Here is an 18,634-nt window from a genome sequence, read left to right on the forward strand (position 1 = left end):
TAATAAAAATTAGTGACTTAGAGTGTGTTAAACTTGGTTTAATTAACCGTAGATTCCAAATTTCTTCTTTTCGACCCTTATGATTAACAACTCAGAGCCATCACAGAAAAATAGTTCACCAGCTATTGAGCCTAGCCGCAAGTTTTCAGTCGCCCCGATGATGGATTGGACTGATCGCCACTATCGCTATATGGCACGCCTACTTTCAAAACATACCCTTCTTTATACCGAAATGGTGACTACTGGCGCAATTATCCATGGGGGTGCTGATCGATTTCTCAGGTATAACAATGAAGAACACCCTATTGCACTTCAGCTTGGTGGGAGTAAGCCGTCCGAGTTATCACGATGCGCAGAAATTGCCGCTCAATTTGGCTATGACGAGATCAATTTAAACGTTGGCTGCCCAAGCGACAGAGTGCAAAATAACATGATTGGCGCTTGCTTAATGGCTCACGCTGACCTCGTTAAGCAATGTATTTCTGCGATGAAAAATACTGTAGACATCCCGATCACTGTTAAGCATCGAATTGGAATAGATGAACATGATAGCTATGAGTTTGTTCGTGATTTCGTATCGAAAATCGCTGAGGACGGATGTAAAACTTTTATCGTTCATGCGCGTATCGCCATTCTTGATGGCTTAAGTCCAAAAGAAAACAGAGAAATCCCACCTCTAAAGTATGAATATGTCTATCGCCTAAAAAAGGAATTTAAGGACCTTGAAATCATTATTAACGGCGGAATAAAGTCTATCGATTCGTGCAAGCAACACCTTAAGCTAGTTGATGGAGTAATGGTTGGACGCGAAGCCTACCAGCACCCATGGTTACTTTCTAGCGTCGACGAACAATTGTTTGGAGCAAAACCCCATGGTAAAAGCCGTCACGACATTATTCACGACATGATGCCTTACATTGAAACACAGCTTAAAGGGGGTCAAAAGCTTCATTACATTACTCGCCATTTATTAGGCCTCTTTCATGGACAATCCGGTGGCAAACAATTTCGCCGGTATTTAAGTGAAAACGCATACAAAGATGGAGCCGATCTTAAAACGCTAGAACAGGCGCTTTCTCTTGTGCCTGAAAAATGATTGGGATTGTCATATTCTTAAGCTAAAAAGCTGCTATCGTTTATAGATATGGAATACAAAAAGGAAATCAGAAATCAATGGCAAGTAAATTAGAACAGTTAAGACAGTACACTACCGTAGTCGCAGATACAGGTGACATTGACGCGATAAAAAAATGGCAGCCACAAGACGCAACAACTAACCCATCATTAATACTTAAGGCTGCCCCCCTCCCTCAATACCGCCCCTTAATTGACAACGCAATTAACTATGGATCTAGCCAGGGCAAGAGTGACCAAGAGCAGCTTTCTTTGGCATGCGACCACCTAGCAGTATCAATTGGTACCGAAATATCAAAAGTCGTTCCAGGCAGAGTTTCCACTGAAGTAGATGCTCGCCTTTCCTTTGATACCCCTGCCACAGTAGCCAAAGCTAAGTCCTTGATTCAACTTTATGAGGATAGCGGCGTTAGTAAGAGTAGAATTCTTATCAAGATAGCCTCCACATGGGAAGGAATTAAAGCGGCTGAGCAGCTGGAGAAAGAAGGCATCAATTGCAACTTAACCTTATTGTTTGACTTTGTGCAAGCTAAAGCAGCTGCAGAGTCTGGCGCCTTCTTAATTTCACCCTTCGTAGGTCGCATACTTGACTGGTATAAAGCAAACACCGACAAAGACCAATATCTTCCGCATGAAGACCCTGGCGTCATTTCGGTTTCAGAAATTTATAATTATTATAAACAACACGGCTTTAGCACTGTTGTAATGGGTGCAAGCTTTAGAAATACTGATGAAATTGAGCAACTAGCTGGCTGTGACCGGCTTACCATTAGCCCGGAACTACTGAAACAACTATCTTGTGACAATGGTAGCCTCGAACGAAAGCTGATTGTACCAAATTCGACTTCGACACAAGGTTTAGTAACTGATCAAGCAAGCTTTCGCTGGAATATGAACCAATCTCCAATGGCAACTGAAAAACTAGCTGAAGGCATCAGAAAATTTGCTATTGACCAAGTAGCCTTAGAAGGCTTGCTCAGAGACCACCCAGAATGATTCAGCGTTTAATTGCCAAAATAACACAATCAAATCAAGACCAAGCACTATCTGAAACTGACATTTCTACAGTTGCTACCGCATTATTAATTGAGGTTATTAATGCGGACCATAAACAAACCGAGTCTGAGTGGCTGGTACTTCAAGAGCATTGTGCATCTGCGTTTCAGCTTTCAATCAGTGACACTGACGCTTTAATCCGTGAAGCGCGCGAACTATCTCGCTCTGCCACCTCGCTTTGGGAACATACCGACCTTATAAATAAAAAGTTTGATAGCGACTCAAAATATCGCTTAATTCTTGCGATGTGGAAAATTGCTTACGCTGATAGCGATATTGATCGTTATGAAGAGCACCTGATCAGAAAGGTCAGTGATTTGATTTATATACCTCACACCCTGTTCATCAAAGCGAAACACGAAGCTAGTAATATATAGCACTTAGTTTTAGAACGGACGTCATAAATGATAATTATCGGACATAGAGGTGCTCGGAACGAAGCGCCGGAAAACACTGTAACGGGCTTTATTCATGCTCAATCAAATGGCTGTTTGGATTTCGAGTTAGACATTCAATTATCTTCAGATGGAGAGTTGGTAGTCTATCACGACCGAAATTTGTCACGCACAAGCAACCTGCAAGGCAAGATAGCTCATTATCCCTATTCTTTTCTAAGCAAAGTTGATTCCCGACATAATACACCAGGCTGGCACTCTCCCTGTTACATTCCACACCTACAAGAAGTGGTAGATAGCGTACCAAATACTCGAAGCTGGCAATTTGAAGTAAAGAACGATCATCGGCATGTATTGAAACTAATTGTAAAGCGATTACAAGATTTTTTTCGCAGCAATAATCTTTATGATAAGGCAACGGTTACTTCTGCCAGCCGCTGGATTCTACATGAAATAAACCGATTATCGCCAGAAATAGACACCGGCTATGTCGCAGAATACCGGTATCGCAGGCCATTGAAGACCGCTGTATCGCTCGATTGCAAGCTACTGGTCATCAACAACAGGTTGATTAGCCCAACCTTATTGAGAAACGCAAAATCTTATGGGCTTGAGGTATCATGTTGGACGGTGAATAGTATTGAAAGAATGGAAACCCTAAAAGCAATGGGCGTTCATAGTATTATCACTGATATTCCGAGCTCTGCACTGCATCACTTTAATTAGATATCGCGCTTTCAAACAACTAAGCTAGGCAAGCCAAAAACGGCTACTTACCATAAGGCTAAGAGCGGAACATAATCACCCTTAGCCTTCATCTTTAATTCAAATACGCTTCCTGAAAATCTGAAACCCCATTATCATTAGAGTCCGAATTGTCAGGTTTAGTATTTAACAGATACTCTTCGATATTTGTTAAATTATCCTTATCCAAGTCTTTGAACTTATCGCTTGGGTCACTATCATCCAAGCCGTAAAGCATCTCGAATATTCCCGGCATCCCGTCTGAATCTTGATCCGTCACACCGATAGGCATTATATCGACGAGCGAGTCATACACACTTAATAACGCAAAGTCACTCTGGCCTGCGACTTGTTGCGGCAAGACTTTCATCATTAGCTCATCTTCTGTGGCTTGCTGTATCAGATACTTTGTTGGTTCGCCATCATCTGTAGGCTTATTGTCCTCGATATAGACTGCCCGCGTTTCTTGAGAGTTAAATAAAGAACTAGGATCGTCAACGATAGCAATGAAGTGCTGGTTTTCTTCATGAAGATCATAAAACGTCGAGTATTCAGCTAAACCGTATGATTTATGCAACAAACTGCCTGCCACCGGCACCTCTAGTGAAGCCAGAGTAAGTTGATGCCCAGATCCGAAGTAGATCAATTCACCATTTTCAGATAACTGAATGGGCCCGCTAAGCGGTTTCTCTGATGATTCAAAAATAGTGGATATTTCATCAGAGGCAATACCAAACGTCGATAAGTCCAAGGTCATTGAAAGTACTTCATTGTTTGGATGATTATCTACACGAACAACTGCAAGAATATCAACCAAAGTAGTGCAGCTGTCATTGCGACAGGCTAATTTAATACTGTCTGGCAAAACATCATATTCGATGTCCACAATACTACCAAGCAGCGCGCCAGCAGCATCAAACATAATCAATTTGTAGCGCTCTTCTAAAGCGGTGGAGTTTCGCGTGAAAACAAACAAGTTATCGCCCAATCCACTTATATGTACAACATCTGAATCTTCAGCAGCGAGCTGAACAAACGGAACCAAGGGGCTGTCACTTTCAAGATTTTGATAATAAATAGCTCCTTCGTCATCTGCAAAATATAACCTTTGTAAGCTTCCTGAAAGCGCGGTTACTACATCACCACTTACCGGTGTATGCGGGAGATAATACGATGTATCTTCAGAAGCCCCCATTCGATATCTGATGATTCTATCCCAGCCTTTACCGGAAAACGTTACGACATTTTGACTCCCTGCACTTATATCATCCCAGCTGCCATTGCGAACTTGGTCGATAGAGGCCTGCCCCGCCATCCACGCGGAATAGCACTTCCTGTCAGAAGGATCATCATTATCAATTACGCCATCAGTTAATCTATGACAACTCCTATCAAGTGGAAAATGATCAAACATCTCTTTCGAGCTTTCCGTGACGTACCGATCAGGTACGCCGTCTGCATCACTATCTATCTTTGACGGGTCTGATATATATGAAAGTTGAACGCAATATTCACTGTTTCCTATGTTACTAAGTCGATATTCATCAGCATTACAAGAGGCTGTGCTCTCAATTAATCTCGGAGGGTTTGCGGAATCATAAATAACTTCATAACGAGATTCGGTGTCATTATTTTGATTGCCATCAAACAAGCCATCTCCATCTGTATCGTTCTTAGCAGGATTACTTTGGGTAAGCAGCACTTCAATACCATCCGGCAATCCATCAAAATCAGTATCTGCAACAATAACTGAAGAATCTTCATTATTTTGATCTAAGTCGTTGACATACAGATCATCATCTATGTCTTCATCGCCATCACTAAGGCCATCCCCATCGGTATCAGCCCTTAAAGGGTCAGATACTTTAAAGTTTTCTTCGTTGGATTCCAGCTCCTGGTAACTTGTATTGATATCGAGCGGATTAATATCAAAACGGGTATCACCATAGGTTTTCTCAATCAGCATGAGCTCGGTATAATCAGTAAGCCCGTCACCATCACTATCCGCTAGAGAAGGATTAGAGATATATCGAATATGAATTTTACCGATAACCTCAACACCCGCATCAAGCTCATCACCTTCAGCAACAAATGGCTCGTTTAGCGAAGTGCCAGCATCATTGACTACAATTCTCGCGACGTCTGTAACGAGATATTCGTAGGCAGCACCCTCGAAGCTATTGGAAGGCGGATTCCAACCAGTAACACCACTCTTTGAATTAAGGTCTATATCGAGATCACGACCAGTCTTGAGCAACGTTAACTCATCAAGACCGAAACCATAGACCCATACTTCATCTCCATCTTTAAGCCCATCAACATCACTATCGTTATTGTCAGGCGAGGTGCCTAAAATATGAACCTCAATGCCATCTAATAACGAATCGTTGTCGCTATCAGGCTGCAAGGGGCTATCATCCTGCCCATCCGCTAGAAAATCATTGTCAGTATCTGGATTTAGTGGGTCAGTTAACGATAACGTAAGTTCTTCATTGTCATCGATCCCATCAAGATCAGAGTCTGCTAAGAGAGGATTGGTACCTATAGCTAGCTCTTCGCTATCAGTAAGCTCGTCGCCATCTGTATCTGAACCAAGGGGGTCTGTGCCTTCCTGATCAGCTCGATTAATTTCATCAAAGTCTGAAACACCATCTTGATCGCTATCCTCTGGACTTGGGCATGATACAGCCTGATAGGCAATGCACGTCCCATAACCCAACTCTTCGATATTGCTTAAGCCATCACCATCTTGATCATCAAGGGCATCATTAACTTCATTGCCATCGCTATCAACAGTATCGAAAAGAGTGAAGGAAAGATTAAGCTCAACATAGTCGCTCAAACCGTCGCCATCACGATCTTCGTCACCATCTCTTATACCATCATCATCTGAGTCAGTATCAAGAGGATCTGTTCCCGTAATCAAAATCTCCTGCCCATCGCTTAGACCGTCGTTATCACTATCGCTGAGTACAGGACTAGTTAACTGATCTGCTATTGAAATGGGAGTACAGAGAACTTCGCTTAACTCAAGACCTAGTTCAGTAGCATCATTCAGGCCATCGAAGTCAGTATCACTTTCAGCAGGATTACTGACTCCAAGTTCTATGAAATCACACAACAAGTCACCATCTGTATCTAACAATAACGGATCTATTGTTAGGTTTACGTCAGGCTTACGTAAACGAAAATCGTCTGAATAACTGTCATAGACATAAGTGACCTCTAAAACGTCAGAAAGCCCATCACCGTCACTGTCTGACAACCTTGGGTCTGAAACCGGGTTTAGATTAGGAAGCTCGGAACATGATACAGGATCGCCTGACAAGCCAAGCTCAAATGCGTCACTTAATTCGTCAGAATCAGTATCGCTAAGTGCAGGGTCTGTTTGAAGATACTCACCATCTTGATCGTAAATATCTTCAAAAATATCACAAATCAAATCACCATCAGTATCTATGTTATTAGGGTTTGAGCCAACCAAAGTAACTTCGACATAGTCAGATAAACCATCTGAGTCGCTATCGGCATTATTTGGGTTAGAATTGCTATGATTTAGCTCGTAGCTGTCAGAGAGGCCATCACTATCACTATCAATCTCACCATCTAGCAGGACTCCATTACGCGACATACTGTCAAGCGGGTCGCCACCAAAGATTACTTCCTGGCCATCTTTAAGGCCGTCACCATCAGAATCAGGGTTAAACGGGTCAGTCGATGCAAAAAACTCCTCTCTATCATTTAAGCCGTCTTCGTCTGAATCGAAACTGAGAGGATCACTGAACACGTCCCCCTTGAAAAGAGCATCACAATTTAATGTAACGATACCCAGCTCTCTGCCATCTGTTAAGCCATCGCCATCCGAGTCTGAATTCAATAAATCTGTCCCTGTTAACTCGAGTTCTTGAGCATCACAGATAAGGTCGCCATCAGAATCATTGTTATCGGGATAGCTGCCTATCGTAATAATCTCATCATAGTCACTTAAGCCGTCGGCATCGGTATCACCTGAAGTCAGGCTGACTCGATGCTCGATACCCAGGCTGTCGGTAAACGAGTATTGTTGTTCGAACAAATCCGATAAACCATCTAGATCCGAGTCCGAAGGCGTAGGACATTCATCACTCACATCAACACAGCTACCTAGACTACGTTCCAATGAATTGCTTAGGCCATCATCATCCATATCTTCGCTATCTGAATCAAAATCCCTAGCAATTATGCTATTAAAATCTGTTGAAAAGTCATACTCTTCAGGCTGGTCGAAGTTGGAAAACTGAGCAAGCGTACCTTCTGCAAATAAGGACTCCCACCATTGAGGTAAGCCGTTGTCATCGGAATCTCCAACTTGAACCACATCAAACCTTAAGCCGGCAGAACCGCTTTCATCAATATTTGAAGGCTGAGTTAGAGCCAAAACATTAAACCCGGTAGGTATTAGAGCAACAAGCTCACGACCGTAATAACTTTGCTCAAGACTCCACTCACCTGTAAGGCCATAACTTAAGCGTAATGCATTATTAGCGCTCATAGATTGAATATGATGATCCTGGTGATAGATACCCAGATTAAAATTACTGCTATTGTCATATTCGAAACTTAAATCATTCGTGTCAAAGGTAACGCCGTTCGAAATATAGAGTTTTGAACCAGCGACCTCTTCTTTCACATATAAGGGTGACACGAGTGTTTGATCTGATTCAAAAATAGTTTGTGACAAACTCTTACCAGGAACATCCACGACAAGTTGCACCAACTCACTGCTATTACTCCTAAAGCCCCATAGTGCTGCGCTATCGGCGTTCTGCCACACGGCCGAAGACAATTGAATATTACTTGAGAATGGTGACACATTAACCGGAGATTGGCCTGCCCCCGCATCTTCAAACATAAAGATATTCTCACTAGCGCCGTCTGCAGAAACTGAAGCCAGGAGAAAATCACCCTGATCAACTAAGGCAATAACCGCTTGTTTTTCGGGAAGCAGATAACTAAGAGTTAGGCTTGGCTCTGCTTGGGTAAGATCAGCACTCCAAATCGAACCATCACTAAACCCTAAGTAGAGTAAATTACTATTGGTGCGCGCGTAATTAGCGGAGGTAATTCTCGCATCTATATCGCCTTTCCCGATTGCCTTGGTAAACCTTCCTTGATCAGCTTGAAATCTAATTACTTCAGGCCAAGTATCGTTAAAAAATAAAACTTCCTGCTTACTAGATTCGTCTATTTGAGGTTCAAAGCTCACTTTGATCTCATCAGCTTTATTTCTGGCTAGCCATGTGGCATAACACGTCCCCTGAGGAACGAAAGACTCAGAAGCATTTTTGTTGTACGCTAACAAATCATCAGGGTATAAAACCTGATATAAGGTCTTATCGTCAATAGCTAGTGAAGACTCCTCTTCACGATCTAAAACCCCATCGTTATCGGTATCAGAGCTTGACGGGTCGGTAAGCGTAAGAGCAACTTCGACACCATCGCTAAGCTGATCACCATCACTATCTGGTATAAGAGGGTTTGTTGAAGTCAAATACTTCTCGACACCATCAGATAAACCATCGCCATCGAAATCAGCGGAAAGAGGTTCAGTGCCGAGTAACAATTCTAACCCGTCTTCAAGTCCATCGTTGTCGGAGTCACTACCATTTACAAGTGTCCCATTTACTAATTCTAACTCATCGGTTAGACCGTCATGATCCTTATCATCACCAATTGATGGGTCCGCATCATCAATTGGGTCACTACCCCAGATGAGCTCAAAACCATCTGAGTAACCATCGCCATCACTATCAAGTAAAACTGGGGAGAGGTTTAATTCACTCTCAGTAAAGTCATTAATCCCATCAGAGTCAGAGTCTCGCAAATGAGGGTTGGTTGAATAGGCGCTTGTAAGTTCCACCAGGTCGGGCAGGCCATCAGAGTCTAGATCATCTGGGCGACCCTCGCCTTCCACTGAACAGTTCTGATCAAACCTGAAATAGTCGCGAAAGTTTGGAACTCCATCGCCATCACTGTCAACAAAAGCGTTTGAAGCATCAGTAGAACCGTTCAACTTATCGATATTTAGCCCTACAAAAGCTTTCGCACCCTCGTATGAAAACGAGTCTTGAACCTCATTGTCTTCAGCAACAAGGGGAGCAAGCTCTAAACGAATTAAATCACCATACCTTAGCTTTTCACCAGGATAGGTAAAATCTTTAACTAAACGATCCAGCTCACCATTTATATACCAACGAGCTTCAAGCGTTTCCAACGCAACAGCGCTGAACTTGGACAAATCTAGACTCACTGATTCGCCCTCCTCAACAACGACGGGAGTAATGGAAAACTCAGTTAGCTCAGAGTCTGTTTCGATAGTGGGGAGCCTAAGTGTTTCAGTACGACCGGACTCCTGCCCTATGCTGTACGAATATTCTACAGATATTACGTCGCCAAACCTGATGTTTGTCTCTGGGTTTGTCGGAAACTCAAAAGAGCTTTCTCCTGGAACCTCAACATCATTAATAAACCAAACTGGTGTGAAATTTGCTGCCGCGTAGAAGTCATCGTTCTCTGTACTACTGATCAATCGTGCTTTAACGCTTGCATCTACCGGATGAAGATTTTCATCCCAGTATTCAGTATCTAAAACAGGAATATAATTACCAAGATCACCTACAAAGACTCCTTCAAGCGTGGCAAGACGAATGTCTTGCTGACTGGAAAAATCTGCTGAGCGTTTAAGGTAAATAGTCGCTTCAATGACATCTCCGTATTCAAGCTTACTGGCTTCGTACAGATACGGATATCGTTTATCAGTAAAACTATATACTAGTGAATCTGTAGATATATCGTTTACAGCCCATTCGACATACAAATGATCTGCTATGTGCGCGCCTGACAAATCAAGCTGACCAGCACTTAAAAGGGGCGGATTTTCATCGTCTGAATAATCAGAGTTTAGGACAAAACCATTAGTCCCAATTAAATGCGTGGAATAACTATATTCTATCAACTGTTCATCTAGCGCTTTGACACTAAGATAGATTGTTAGCGTGTCACCAAATTCACCTTGCCCAGAGTCTAATGACACAGTATCGGTAGAATTCAAGCCTTCGAGTGATTGAACACTGCCGTCCCTATAGCGCTCAATTTCGTAACGTACGGCTATATCATTGGCAAATCGAGTTAAACTAAGGTTTCCTAAGTGAGGGGTAAGTAATCTACCCGGCTCTGGAAACGTCAAACCAAAATTAATACTTACCACATCGCCGTTTGAGTCGAATATTGCCGAGTTAGACGTCTCAGGCTGTATCAATAAGTTCGAACCTAAAAGAACAAAGTTCGAAGTGTCTTCTTCGACACTAGGTATATAAAAAGATGAAACAGATTGTGTAGTTAAGGAGTAATAGCTAATCGCACCTCCGCTAAATGCCAGATACATCCGTCTTAATTCAGAGTCGAACAAAAGCTTCTGTACTTTTTGATAATTACTGTACTTGTCTTTAGGCAGCTGTACGTGACCTAAGAACCTATCCCTATTGCCGCTTTCTCTAATGATAAAATGCCAACTGTCGTCAAAATACCAGTACTCATCTAGGTCTGAGTTGTAAACTTCGGCTTTGCTATCTGTTGCTGCTAAGATGTCAGCAAAACAAGGAAGATTGTCATTAGCGTCTATAACGCCATCTCCGTTCACATCATCAATTCCAGACAACGGTTCAGGGCATTTTTCTCGAAAATCTACAGCATCGACATCAACGACCGAAGCATTTATATCCCCCAAATATATGGACGATTGTTTGTCGCTATAGGTAAGCGTCGCATTTATGGCTTGGCCTGCCTGAAGGTTTGAAATAACTGACAAGTCGCCGGTAAGGCCCTCAGAAGCTGCTAGCTGGAAGGGGCTGGCTTCCTCTTCATCATTGATTTGATATTGGACAGAAAAAGATTCACCAATCAAGTCAAGATCGAGAAACTCTCCGACGTTTTCATTATTGTCACCGCAAACAGGATATAGCTCGCATATTTGATCAGTTGCTTTAAATTGAAGGACGATCTTAGAGCCTGCGTTAACGAACTCGGAGCCTGTCACAGGATCTTGATTTTCGCTTACAACCCTAAATTCAAGTGTTGAGAAATCAAAGATTGTGAAAGGTAGTTCAAATCCGAATTGCTGTTCATCGACCTCTACTGCTTTTGTCTCAGGGTTAACCTGAGCTTCTGTTGTGAGCTGTACATATGCAGAATACGAACCCGCTTTTGATCCATCGATTTTTAGTTCTAAGAAACGCGCACTTCCACTATCGAACAGACGAGAGGAAATAGTCGCATTATGCGTATCAGGTGCTACGTTGATGCTGGAAGCGACCTCTATTTCAACCGACATATCCCCAACCAATATACATTGGGAGTCATGAGGCGCACAGCTTAGCTTTTCATCATCACCTGTCTGAACTTCCTCTATTGGGATTGTCAGAACTAGACTTTGATCTATAGGCATTAGTAAAGCGTCTTCGAATTGCACAGAAACCGAACGCAATCCATCATAACCATTATCGACAATCTCATTGGGAGTTGATGGGTCAGGGTCATCATTATCGAGCATTCCGTCACCGTCAGAATCTACACCACCAGCCGCTCCAACCAACGCTAAATTTTGCAAATAAGAATTGTATTCACCGAAATCAGAGTCTTCGCCAACAAGCAGTTCAAACTCTTGCTCTAACAGTTGGCCCAATTCACTAACGTTCACCGTGGTATCTGGGATAAATGCGGAAGACGGCTCTCTCGTTGCAAAATACGTAAGACTATTTATCGAAGACAAGGATTCAATAAATTCAGAATTCTGCTTGCCATCAATTTGTCCGTCATACAGATCCTTGGCAATCTCGTTTTGAACTACTTCGTAATCTAAATTACTTGCTAACTTAAGAGACTGGAGCATCGCGCCGTAATATTCGATATTAAAGCGATAACGATAGGATGCCTCAAGCTCATCTTGAAAGTACTTCATGTGAGGAAGAGTGACCGGACTGATAGCGAAAATATTCTTCAGCTCATCCCCCTCTGTAATATTAAAAGACCTGGACACAATGCTTTGCGACTCTTCAAGAAGTTCGCTTAAAGCCTGTTCACCAAGATCAAAATAGACATTTTTCTCATTGGCGGCGGAACCCTGATAGCCATTACCATCGTTCAAGCGTTCAACAAGAGGCTGGAGGTTAATGACTTTTTGCTGAGCAATTTCTACCGCAAGAGAAGTAAGCGGGGTTGTATATCGAGAGGGTTGCACCGTAAACAACTCGTCAGATGCCCCTGACTCAAAATCTGCCAAAGATGTAATTAATTCGCCTTCTGCGTTGCGCTGGACAATACCATTCTTAACATAATAACGAGTCTCATCTAATGCTTCATTATCGCCGTATCCGAGAATGTCATCGGTATGGATGATTGATACCATTTTACTCAATATAGGAGCTTTACCACTATTTAGGTCAACGGATGAAGGAACCATGTTTGCTTCTATATATATAAATCCTCGATACTGGCCGACAAACAGCCCTTCCAGTTTCGCGGCACCGTTTGAAGAACCGTAAGATAGCCTATTGGCAGAAACCCCGTTTTCTACATCGGTACTAAGTAAAATACTATCGAATGCTAATTGAGCCTCCTGCTGCATCAGACTCATTAGCTCACTATGCATAGCTTGTATATCTTCAGCGGCGTCAACACCTTCACGCACGCCTAAAAAACTGTAGACAGCTCGATGATTTTGAACGATAGATATAAGGTCTTGATAGGTAATAATGGAGTGAAAGAATGAATTCAAACCTGCTTTGACTGATGGGTTTCCCTCTTTCCGATAGGCTAAATAAACAAGCTCCTTTAGATCAATTACAGGTAAAGATTGAGCTAGGGAATCACGAAGTTCTTTCAAGTTACTAATTGCAACTTGGTCGTTTGTCTCAAGCGCTATTTCAACAAGCGTTTTCTCGTCGTTAGATTCATCAAACGCGACAACATCATAGCGCTCAGCAATTTCTTTACTTGTCATTGCTAATGATTGCAGTTCGCTAAAAGAGTCCTTAAGTGCTGACCAGTGTTCTGCTTTCGTCGGGTCTGACTCTTTAGTTGAGTATTTGGCTACTACCGAATTAACACCTGAAAATGAGCCAACTTCGAGAAGCTCTTCATAAAAGCCATCAACATCGTTCAATTTCCGCTTAAAATCATTTAGATCAGAGTAAGCGGAAAGGGCTTCCGAAACTCTGTCTTTAACAATTGAATTTGTCTCTTCCTTAAGCAAGTCAAATGTGGAATCCTCGTCTTTAACTGGCTTTGTTAGCCCTAGATAGACATCCAAATAGCTTTTAGCTTTTGCAATAGTTCCTGCGTTTTCAACTTTTACTTTGAAATAGTCGAGTTCAGAAACATAGGAGCCTGTTTCAACCAGAGCCTCGAAATCATTCAGCACCTGAGCAGAACTCCGACCTTCAGGTAGAACCAAGGAATCACCATCAATAGATATACCCAGGTCAGCGTATGCCTTAAAAACACCGTTAGCAACAGATTTAAAGTTTGCATATCGCTCTGACTCTAAATCGACGCTATAGATCGAGATATCGGAGAAAGCGACTGGGCCTTTAACTGCACCACTATTTAGAAAAATGTCTAAGGATTCGTTTCCTTCCGTGTCTTCTGGTAAAGGAACATATTTACTATCACCCTCGCCACAACCGGAAAGAATTAAAAGGAGTGTAAACAGGGAGCTCCAAGAAAACAGTCTAAACCTTTGAGTTATCATATAAGCGGCACTTTTCCATGTCTGGCTACGTAGTTTAGTCAGTTGTAGCGATAGTCGGCTTTATTACAAAATATCCCTAATGCTACAAAATCAGAAAAAGTCTTACAAATGAAGGAATTCCGAAGCGTGAACTGAGACAACAAAAAGAAAAAGAGCGTTCAAAAAACGCTCTCAAATCGAAGAAAAATGACGAAAAGTTTAAAATCAGAATATGCGATTAAGACCATTTAGTGCCGCAACACGATATGCTTCTGCCATAGTTGGGTAGTTAAATGTGGTATTAATGAAGTAATCTAGGGTATTTGCATCACCTTCCTGATTCATAATCGCCTGACCGATGTGTACGATTTCGGCCGCCTGATCTCCAAAGCAATGGATTCCCAATATTTTTTTGGTCTCACGATGGAACAATATTTTAAGCATTCCGACCGCTTCACCGGTAATCTGAGCTCTAGCCAAGTCTTTGAAAAATGCCTGCCCTACTTCATAAGGAACTTTGGCTTCCGTAAGCTCCTTTTCATTCTTACCGACAGAGCTAATTTCTGGGATCGTATAGATACCGGTAGGTACATCATTAATAAACCTGAAGTAACTATCGTTAAGCAAAGCGGATGAAGCAGAGCGACCTTGATCGTAAGCAGCGCTAGCAAGTGCTGGCCAACCAATCACATCACCTACAGCATAGATATTCTCTACATCTGTTCGATAGTGGTCGTCAATTGAAAGCTGACCGCGTGAGTTTGCTTCAAGACCTATATTTTCTAGCCCAAGATTTTGGGTATTGCCGCTGCGACCATTACACCAAAGAAAAGCATCAGCTTTGATCTTTTTGCCCGACTCGAAAGTAACCTCTACACCGTAATCGGTACCGACAACTGTCTCGTAGGTTTCGTTGTGTCGGACAAGAACACCATTGTTTCGAAGGTGATAGCTAAGCGCATCAGAAATCTCATCATCAAGGAATGATAGTAATTTCTCGCCAGGATTAATCAGGTCGACTTTCACACCTAAACCGGAAAAAATTGATGCATACTCGGAGCCAATAACACCGGCACCATAAATAACCATAGTGCGTGGAGTATGGCTAAGCTGCAATACCGAATCACTACAATAGATACGCTCATGCGTAAAATCAACGTTGGACGGACGATAGGGACTAGACCCGCTAGCTATGATCGCCTCTTTAAAATGAACAATATCTGCGGAACCATTTCCACGTATTTCTATACGATTATCATCTAGAAAGTAGGCCGACCCGTTGTACAAGTCTATTTTATTTCGCGCATAAAAACGGGTTCTTAGCTTAACCTGTTTACTGATTACCTTTTCTGCGTTCTTCAAGACTCTCGGAAAGGAAAACCATCTTGGCTCACCGATATCACGGAACATGGTATTGGTGTTAAAGGTAATAATCTGCTTAACGGCGTGTCGAAGTGCTTTGGAAGGTATTGTTCCAACATGAGCACAGTTCCCGCCAACTACGGGTTTATCTTCGATCACAGCGACCATTTTATGGCCTTTTGCAGCGTTTAACGCTGCCCCTTCACCTGCAGGGCCTGCGCCAATTACTACAACATCATAATGATACTCAGCCATATAACCTTGATCTCCTGAACCTCTAGAAAAAACCGTATGTAATGATACTTAAGCTGTATCTACTTCATTGCATTATAAGAAATATCTTTTCCGGTAGCGTCTTTAGCAGAACTATCAACTTCTTTGTCGCATTTATCCTTGTCACCGCCACAGACGTCGCAAGCAACCTCCATACCAAGCGCACTCATTCCACCACACGAACCGGTAATCGGCTTATTGGCAAAAATAACGCCAACAGCCATAACCAACATTAACAGGGCAAGAACACCGAAAACTATGAAAAATAACTCCATAAGTTCCTCCTACTTAAGATACTGTTTAAACGAATCAGTGTGCATTGTTATGAGGCCTTCATCACCTCGATAGATAAATAACGCACTGATATTGTGCTTTGAGGCAAACTCATACCCCCTCTGCTCACCCATCACCATTAGCGCCGTCGCAAGCCCGTCAGCTAACATGCAATCTTCAGCAATCACACTAACAGATGCAAGCAGATGCTCAACTGGCCTGCCGCTGAGTGGGTCAATCGTGTGAGAATATCGTTTACCATTTTCTTCAAAATAATTTCGGTAATCTCCCGACGTAGCGAGCGCAGCATTACCAAGATGAACCCTAGTATAAACGTTTCTACCCTGTTTATCAGGTGATTCAATACCTAATACCCACAAGGAGTCACGAACACTTCTACCATGAGTCACTACCTCACCACCAATTTCTACCAGAAAGTTTGCGATGCCTTGCTCACGCAACGCGATAGCAACTTTATCTGCTGCAAAACCTTTAGCAATAGCAGAGAGGTCTAATTCTACGTCCTGGAGTTTGTACAGTTGACCGTCAACCAATTTAAAGCGTTGAACACCTACTTTTTCAAGCACAGAAGCGAGATTCTTTTCTTCAACAACTATCCCCTTGTGCTTAGAGCCACCGCCAAAGCCCCAGGCATCAATTAGCGGACCAACAGTTGGGTCGAAGCTCCCTTCGCTCAAGTTATTTAACGCAAGCGCCTCATTAAGCACTTCAATAGTTGTGGCCGACAAGGAAACACCCTCACCTATAGCAGCGCGATTAAATCTAGAGACTTCGGAGTCAGGCTTATAAGTAGACATCAAAGAGTCTATCGAAGCAAGCTCAGCCTCAATCGCAGACTGGATCGTTTTTAGCTGTGAACTATCAATCTCCGATGGGCTTACAATATTTATATTGTAAGTGGTACCCATCGTCGAACCACTTAAAGAATATTGAAGTCGATCTGGATGAGGTTGGCCGCACGCCATTAGGCCGAGCATCAAAACCAAAAAAATAGAAAATCTAAACACAATAAATAAAAACCGCTGTAAACGAAAAACGCCAGCCTTATTCAGGGCTGGCGTAACTAGAAATATAACTAGACGAGATTAACCGCCAAAGTCATCGAGTAAGATGTTCTCATCTTCAACACCTAGACTCTTAAGCATCTGAATAACAGCTGCGTTCATCATTGGAGGCCCACACATGTAGTACTCACAATCTTCTGGTGCTGGATGGTCTTTGAGGTAATTTTCATATAGAACATTATGAATAAACCCGGTGTAACCCTTCCAGTTATCTTCTTCCATCGGATCAGATAACGCAGCATGCCATACAAAGTTTTCATTTTCTTCTGCTAGCTTGTCATACTCGTCCTGATAAAACATTTCTCTCAAGCTTCGAGCACCATACCAGAATGACATCTTACGCTTAGACTCAAGTCGCTTAAGCTGATCAAAAATATGTGAACGCATCGGGGCCATACCCGCACCGCCACCAACAAATACCATTTCGTTGTCAGTATCTTTAGCAAAGAACTCACCAAATGGCCCGTAAACATCGATGGTATCGCCCTTCTTAAGATTGAATACGTAAGATGACATTATCCCTGGAGGGTGGTTCGTTCCTGGAGGAGGCGAAGCGATACGAATGTTGAACTTAACAAGCCCTTTTTCTTCAGGATAGTTTGCCATTGAGTAAGCTCGTATAACGTCTTCTTTAACAATTGACTTATACTGCCACAAGTTGAATTTATCCCAGTCTTCGCGATATTCGTCTTGAATTTCAAAGTTTTTATAATCAACTTCGTGAGGTGGACACTCAAGCTGAACATAACCACCAGCGCGAAAATCAACGTTCTCGCCCTCTGGCAACTTAAGAACCAGTTCTTTAATGAAAGTAGCTACGTTGTCGTTTGATTCAACAGTACAAACCCACTTCTTAACGCCAAATACTTCTTCGTCAACTTCGACTTTCATGTCCTGTTTCACAGGAACCTGACAAGCGAGTCTCCAGCCTTCACCTTCTTCACGCTTGGTAAAGTAAGCTTTTTCAGTTGGAAGCATAGAGCCACCACCTTCTAAAACTTTACACTTACACTGCGCACATGTACCACCGCCACCACAAGCTGATGATAGAAATAGGCCTTCAGAAGCAAGCGTTTGAAGTAGCTTTCCTCCTGCCGGGGTTTTAATAGTGTTGTCAGGATCTTCGTTTATCAAGATAGAGACGTCACCACTACTCACTAATTGTTTTCTTGCGATCAGTATGATGGCTACAAGTGACAGTACAATCACCGTAAACATCACCACACCGAGTACTATTTCTGCATTCATATTAATACCTTATCTATCTACCCAGTGTTAATTAAAGCGAGATACCAGAGAACGACATAAAACCTAGTGACATCAAGCCTACAGTGATAAAGGTAATACCCAAGCCACGCAGACCTTCAGGCACATCACTGTACTTGAGCTTTTCTCGGATACCGGCCAATGCGACGATCGCTAGAGCCCAACCGACACCAGCACCCAAGCCATAGACCGTGCTCTCAGCAAGATTATAATCACGCTCAACCATAAATAGAGATGCACCCATGATCGCACAGTTTACTGTGATCAATGGTAGGAATACC

At 42.5% G+C, this 18,634-nt stretch carries 10 protein-coding genes; 4 read left to right on the top strand and 6 right to left on the bottom strand.

The window, feature by feature from the left end:
- Window positions 1–79 precede the first annotated feature (79 nt).
- The 4 genes from dusA to A3763_RS00795 all read left to right on the top strand — a co-directional run bounded on the left by dusA (window position 80) and on the right by A3763_RS00795 (window position 3,311).
- On the top strand, window positions 80–1,096 hold the full coding sequence (gene dusA, locus A3763_RS00780; protein ID WP_068633830.1) for a tRNA dihydrouridine(20/20a) synthase DusA: 1,017 nt from the start codon (window positions 80–82) through the stop codon (window positions 1,094–1,096).
- A 77-nt stretch (window positions 1,097–1,173) separates the two neighbouring features.
- Window positions 1,174–2,130: a transaldolase gene (tal, locus tag A3763_RS00785; protein ID WP_068506497.1), complete on the top strand. Its 957-nt coding sequence runs from the start codon at window positions 1,174–1,176 to the stop codon at window positions 2,128–2,130.
- Window positions 2,127–2,567 (top strand): TerB family tellurite resistance protein, encoded by a 441-nt coding sequence (locus tag A3763_RS00790; protein ID WP_068506495.1) that lies wholly within the window; start codon window positions 2,127–2,129, stop codon window positions 2,565–2,567. Before tal ends, A3763_RS00790 begins: the two co-directional genes overlap by 4 nt.
- A gap of 27 nt (window positions 2,568–2,594) precedes the next feature.
- The gene (locus tag A3763_RS00795) at window positions 2,595–3,311 is read left to right on the top strand and encodes a glycerophosphodiester phosphodiesterase (RefSeq protein WP_068506491.1); all 717 of its coding nucleotides are present in this window, start codon (window positions 2,595–2,597) and stop codon (window positions 3,309–3,311) included.
- A gap of 94 nt (window positions 3,312–3,405) precedes the next feature.
- Here A3763_RS00795 and A3763_RS00800 read toward each other — a convergent pair whose 3' ends face one another.
- The 6 genes from A3763_RS00800 to A3763_RS00825 all read right to left on the bottom strand — a co-directional run.
- Window positions 3,406–14,115, bottom strand: a complete 10,710-nt coding sequence (locus A3763_RS00800; RefSeq protein WP_068759815.1) for a hypothetical protein — start codon at window positions 14,113–14,115, stop codon at window positions 3,406–3,408.
- A gap of 204 nt (window positions 14,116–14,319) precedes the next feature.
- Window positions 14,320–15,711: a Si-specific NAD(P)(+) transhydrogenase gene (gene sthA, locus A3763_RS00805; protein ID WP_068506486.1), complete on the bottom strand. Its 1,392-nt coding sequence runs from the start codon at window positions 15,709–15,711 to the stop codon at window positions 14,320–14,322.
- A 59-nt stretch (window positions 15,712–15,770) separates the two neighbouring features.
- The gene (gene nqrM / locus A3763_RS00810; RefSeq protein ID WP_068634427.1) at window positions 15,771–16,004 is read right to left on the bottom strand and encodes a (Na+)-NQR maturation NqrM; all 234 of its coding nucleotides are present in this window, start codon (window positions 16,002–16,004) and stop codon (window positions 15,771–15,773) included.
- Window positions 16,005–16,013: 9 nt separating this feature from the next.
- Window positions 16,014–16,931, bottom strand: a complete 918-nt coding sequence (locus tag A3763_RS00815; RefSeq protein ID WP_197476281.1) for an FAD:protein FMN transferase — start codon at window positions 16,929–16,931, stop codon at window positions 16,014–16,016.
- Window positions 16,932–17,108: 177 nt separating this feature from the next.
- On the bottom strand, window positions 17,109–18,335 hold the full coding sequence (gene nqrF / locus A3763_RS00820) for an NADH:ubiquinone reductase (Na(+)-transporting) subunit F (protein WP_068506479.1): 1,227 nt from the start codon (window positions 18,333–18,335) through the stop codon (window positions 17,109–17,111).
- Window positions 18,336–18,366: 31 nt separating this feature from the next.
- Window positions 18,367–18,634: Rnf-Nqr domain containing protein (locus A3763_RS00825; RefSeq protein ID WP_304440766.1), on the bottom strand; the 268-nt coding region annotated here is incomplete at its 5' end.

The organism is Oleiphilus sp. HI0128, assembly GCF_001635365.1.

Bases quoted from the DNA above. Each gene is read 5' to 3' on its own strand.
- dusA (WP_068633830.1), top strand. From the start codon at position 80: ATGATTAACAACTCAGAGCCATCACAGAAAAATAGTTCACCAGCTATT.
- tal (WP_068506497.1), top strand. From the start codon at position 1,174: ATGGCAAGTAAATTAGAACAGTTAAGACAGTACACTACCGTAGTCGCA.
- A3763_RS00790 (WP_068506495.1), top strand. From the start codon at position 2,127: ATGATTCAGCGTTTAATTGCCAAAATAACACAATCAAATCAAGACCAA.
- A3763_RS00795 (WP_068506491.1), top strand. From the start codon at position 2,595: ATGATAATTATCGGACATAGAGGTGCTCGGAACGAAGCGCCGGAAAAC.
- A3763_RS00800 (WP_068759815.1), bottom strand. From the start codon at position 14,115: ATGATAACTCAAAGGTTTAGACTGTTTTCTTGGAGCTCCCTGTTTACA.
- sthA (WP_068506486.1), bottom strand. From the start codon at position 15,711: ATGGCTGAGTATCATTATGATGTTGTAGTAATTGGCGCAGGCCCTGCA.
- nqrM (WP_068634427.1), bottom strand. From the start codon at position 16,004: ATGGAGTTATTTTTCATAGTTTTCGGTGTTCTTGCCCTGTTAATGTTG.
- A3763_RS00815 (WP_197476281.1), bottom strand. From the start codon at position 16,931: ATGGGTACCACTTACAATATAAATATTGTAAGCCCATCGGAGATTGAT.
- nqrF (WP_068506479.1), bottom strand. From the start codon at position 18,335: ATGAATGCAGAAATAGTACTCGGTGTGGTGATGTTTACGGTGATTGTA.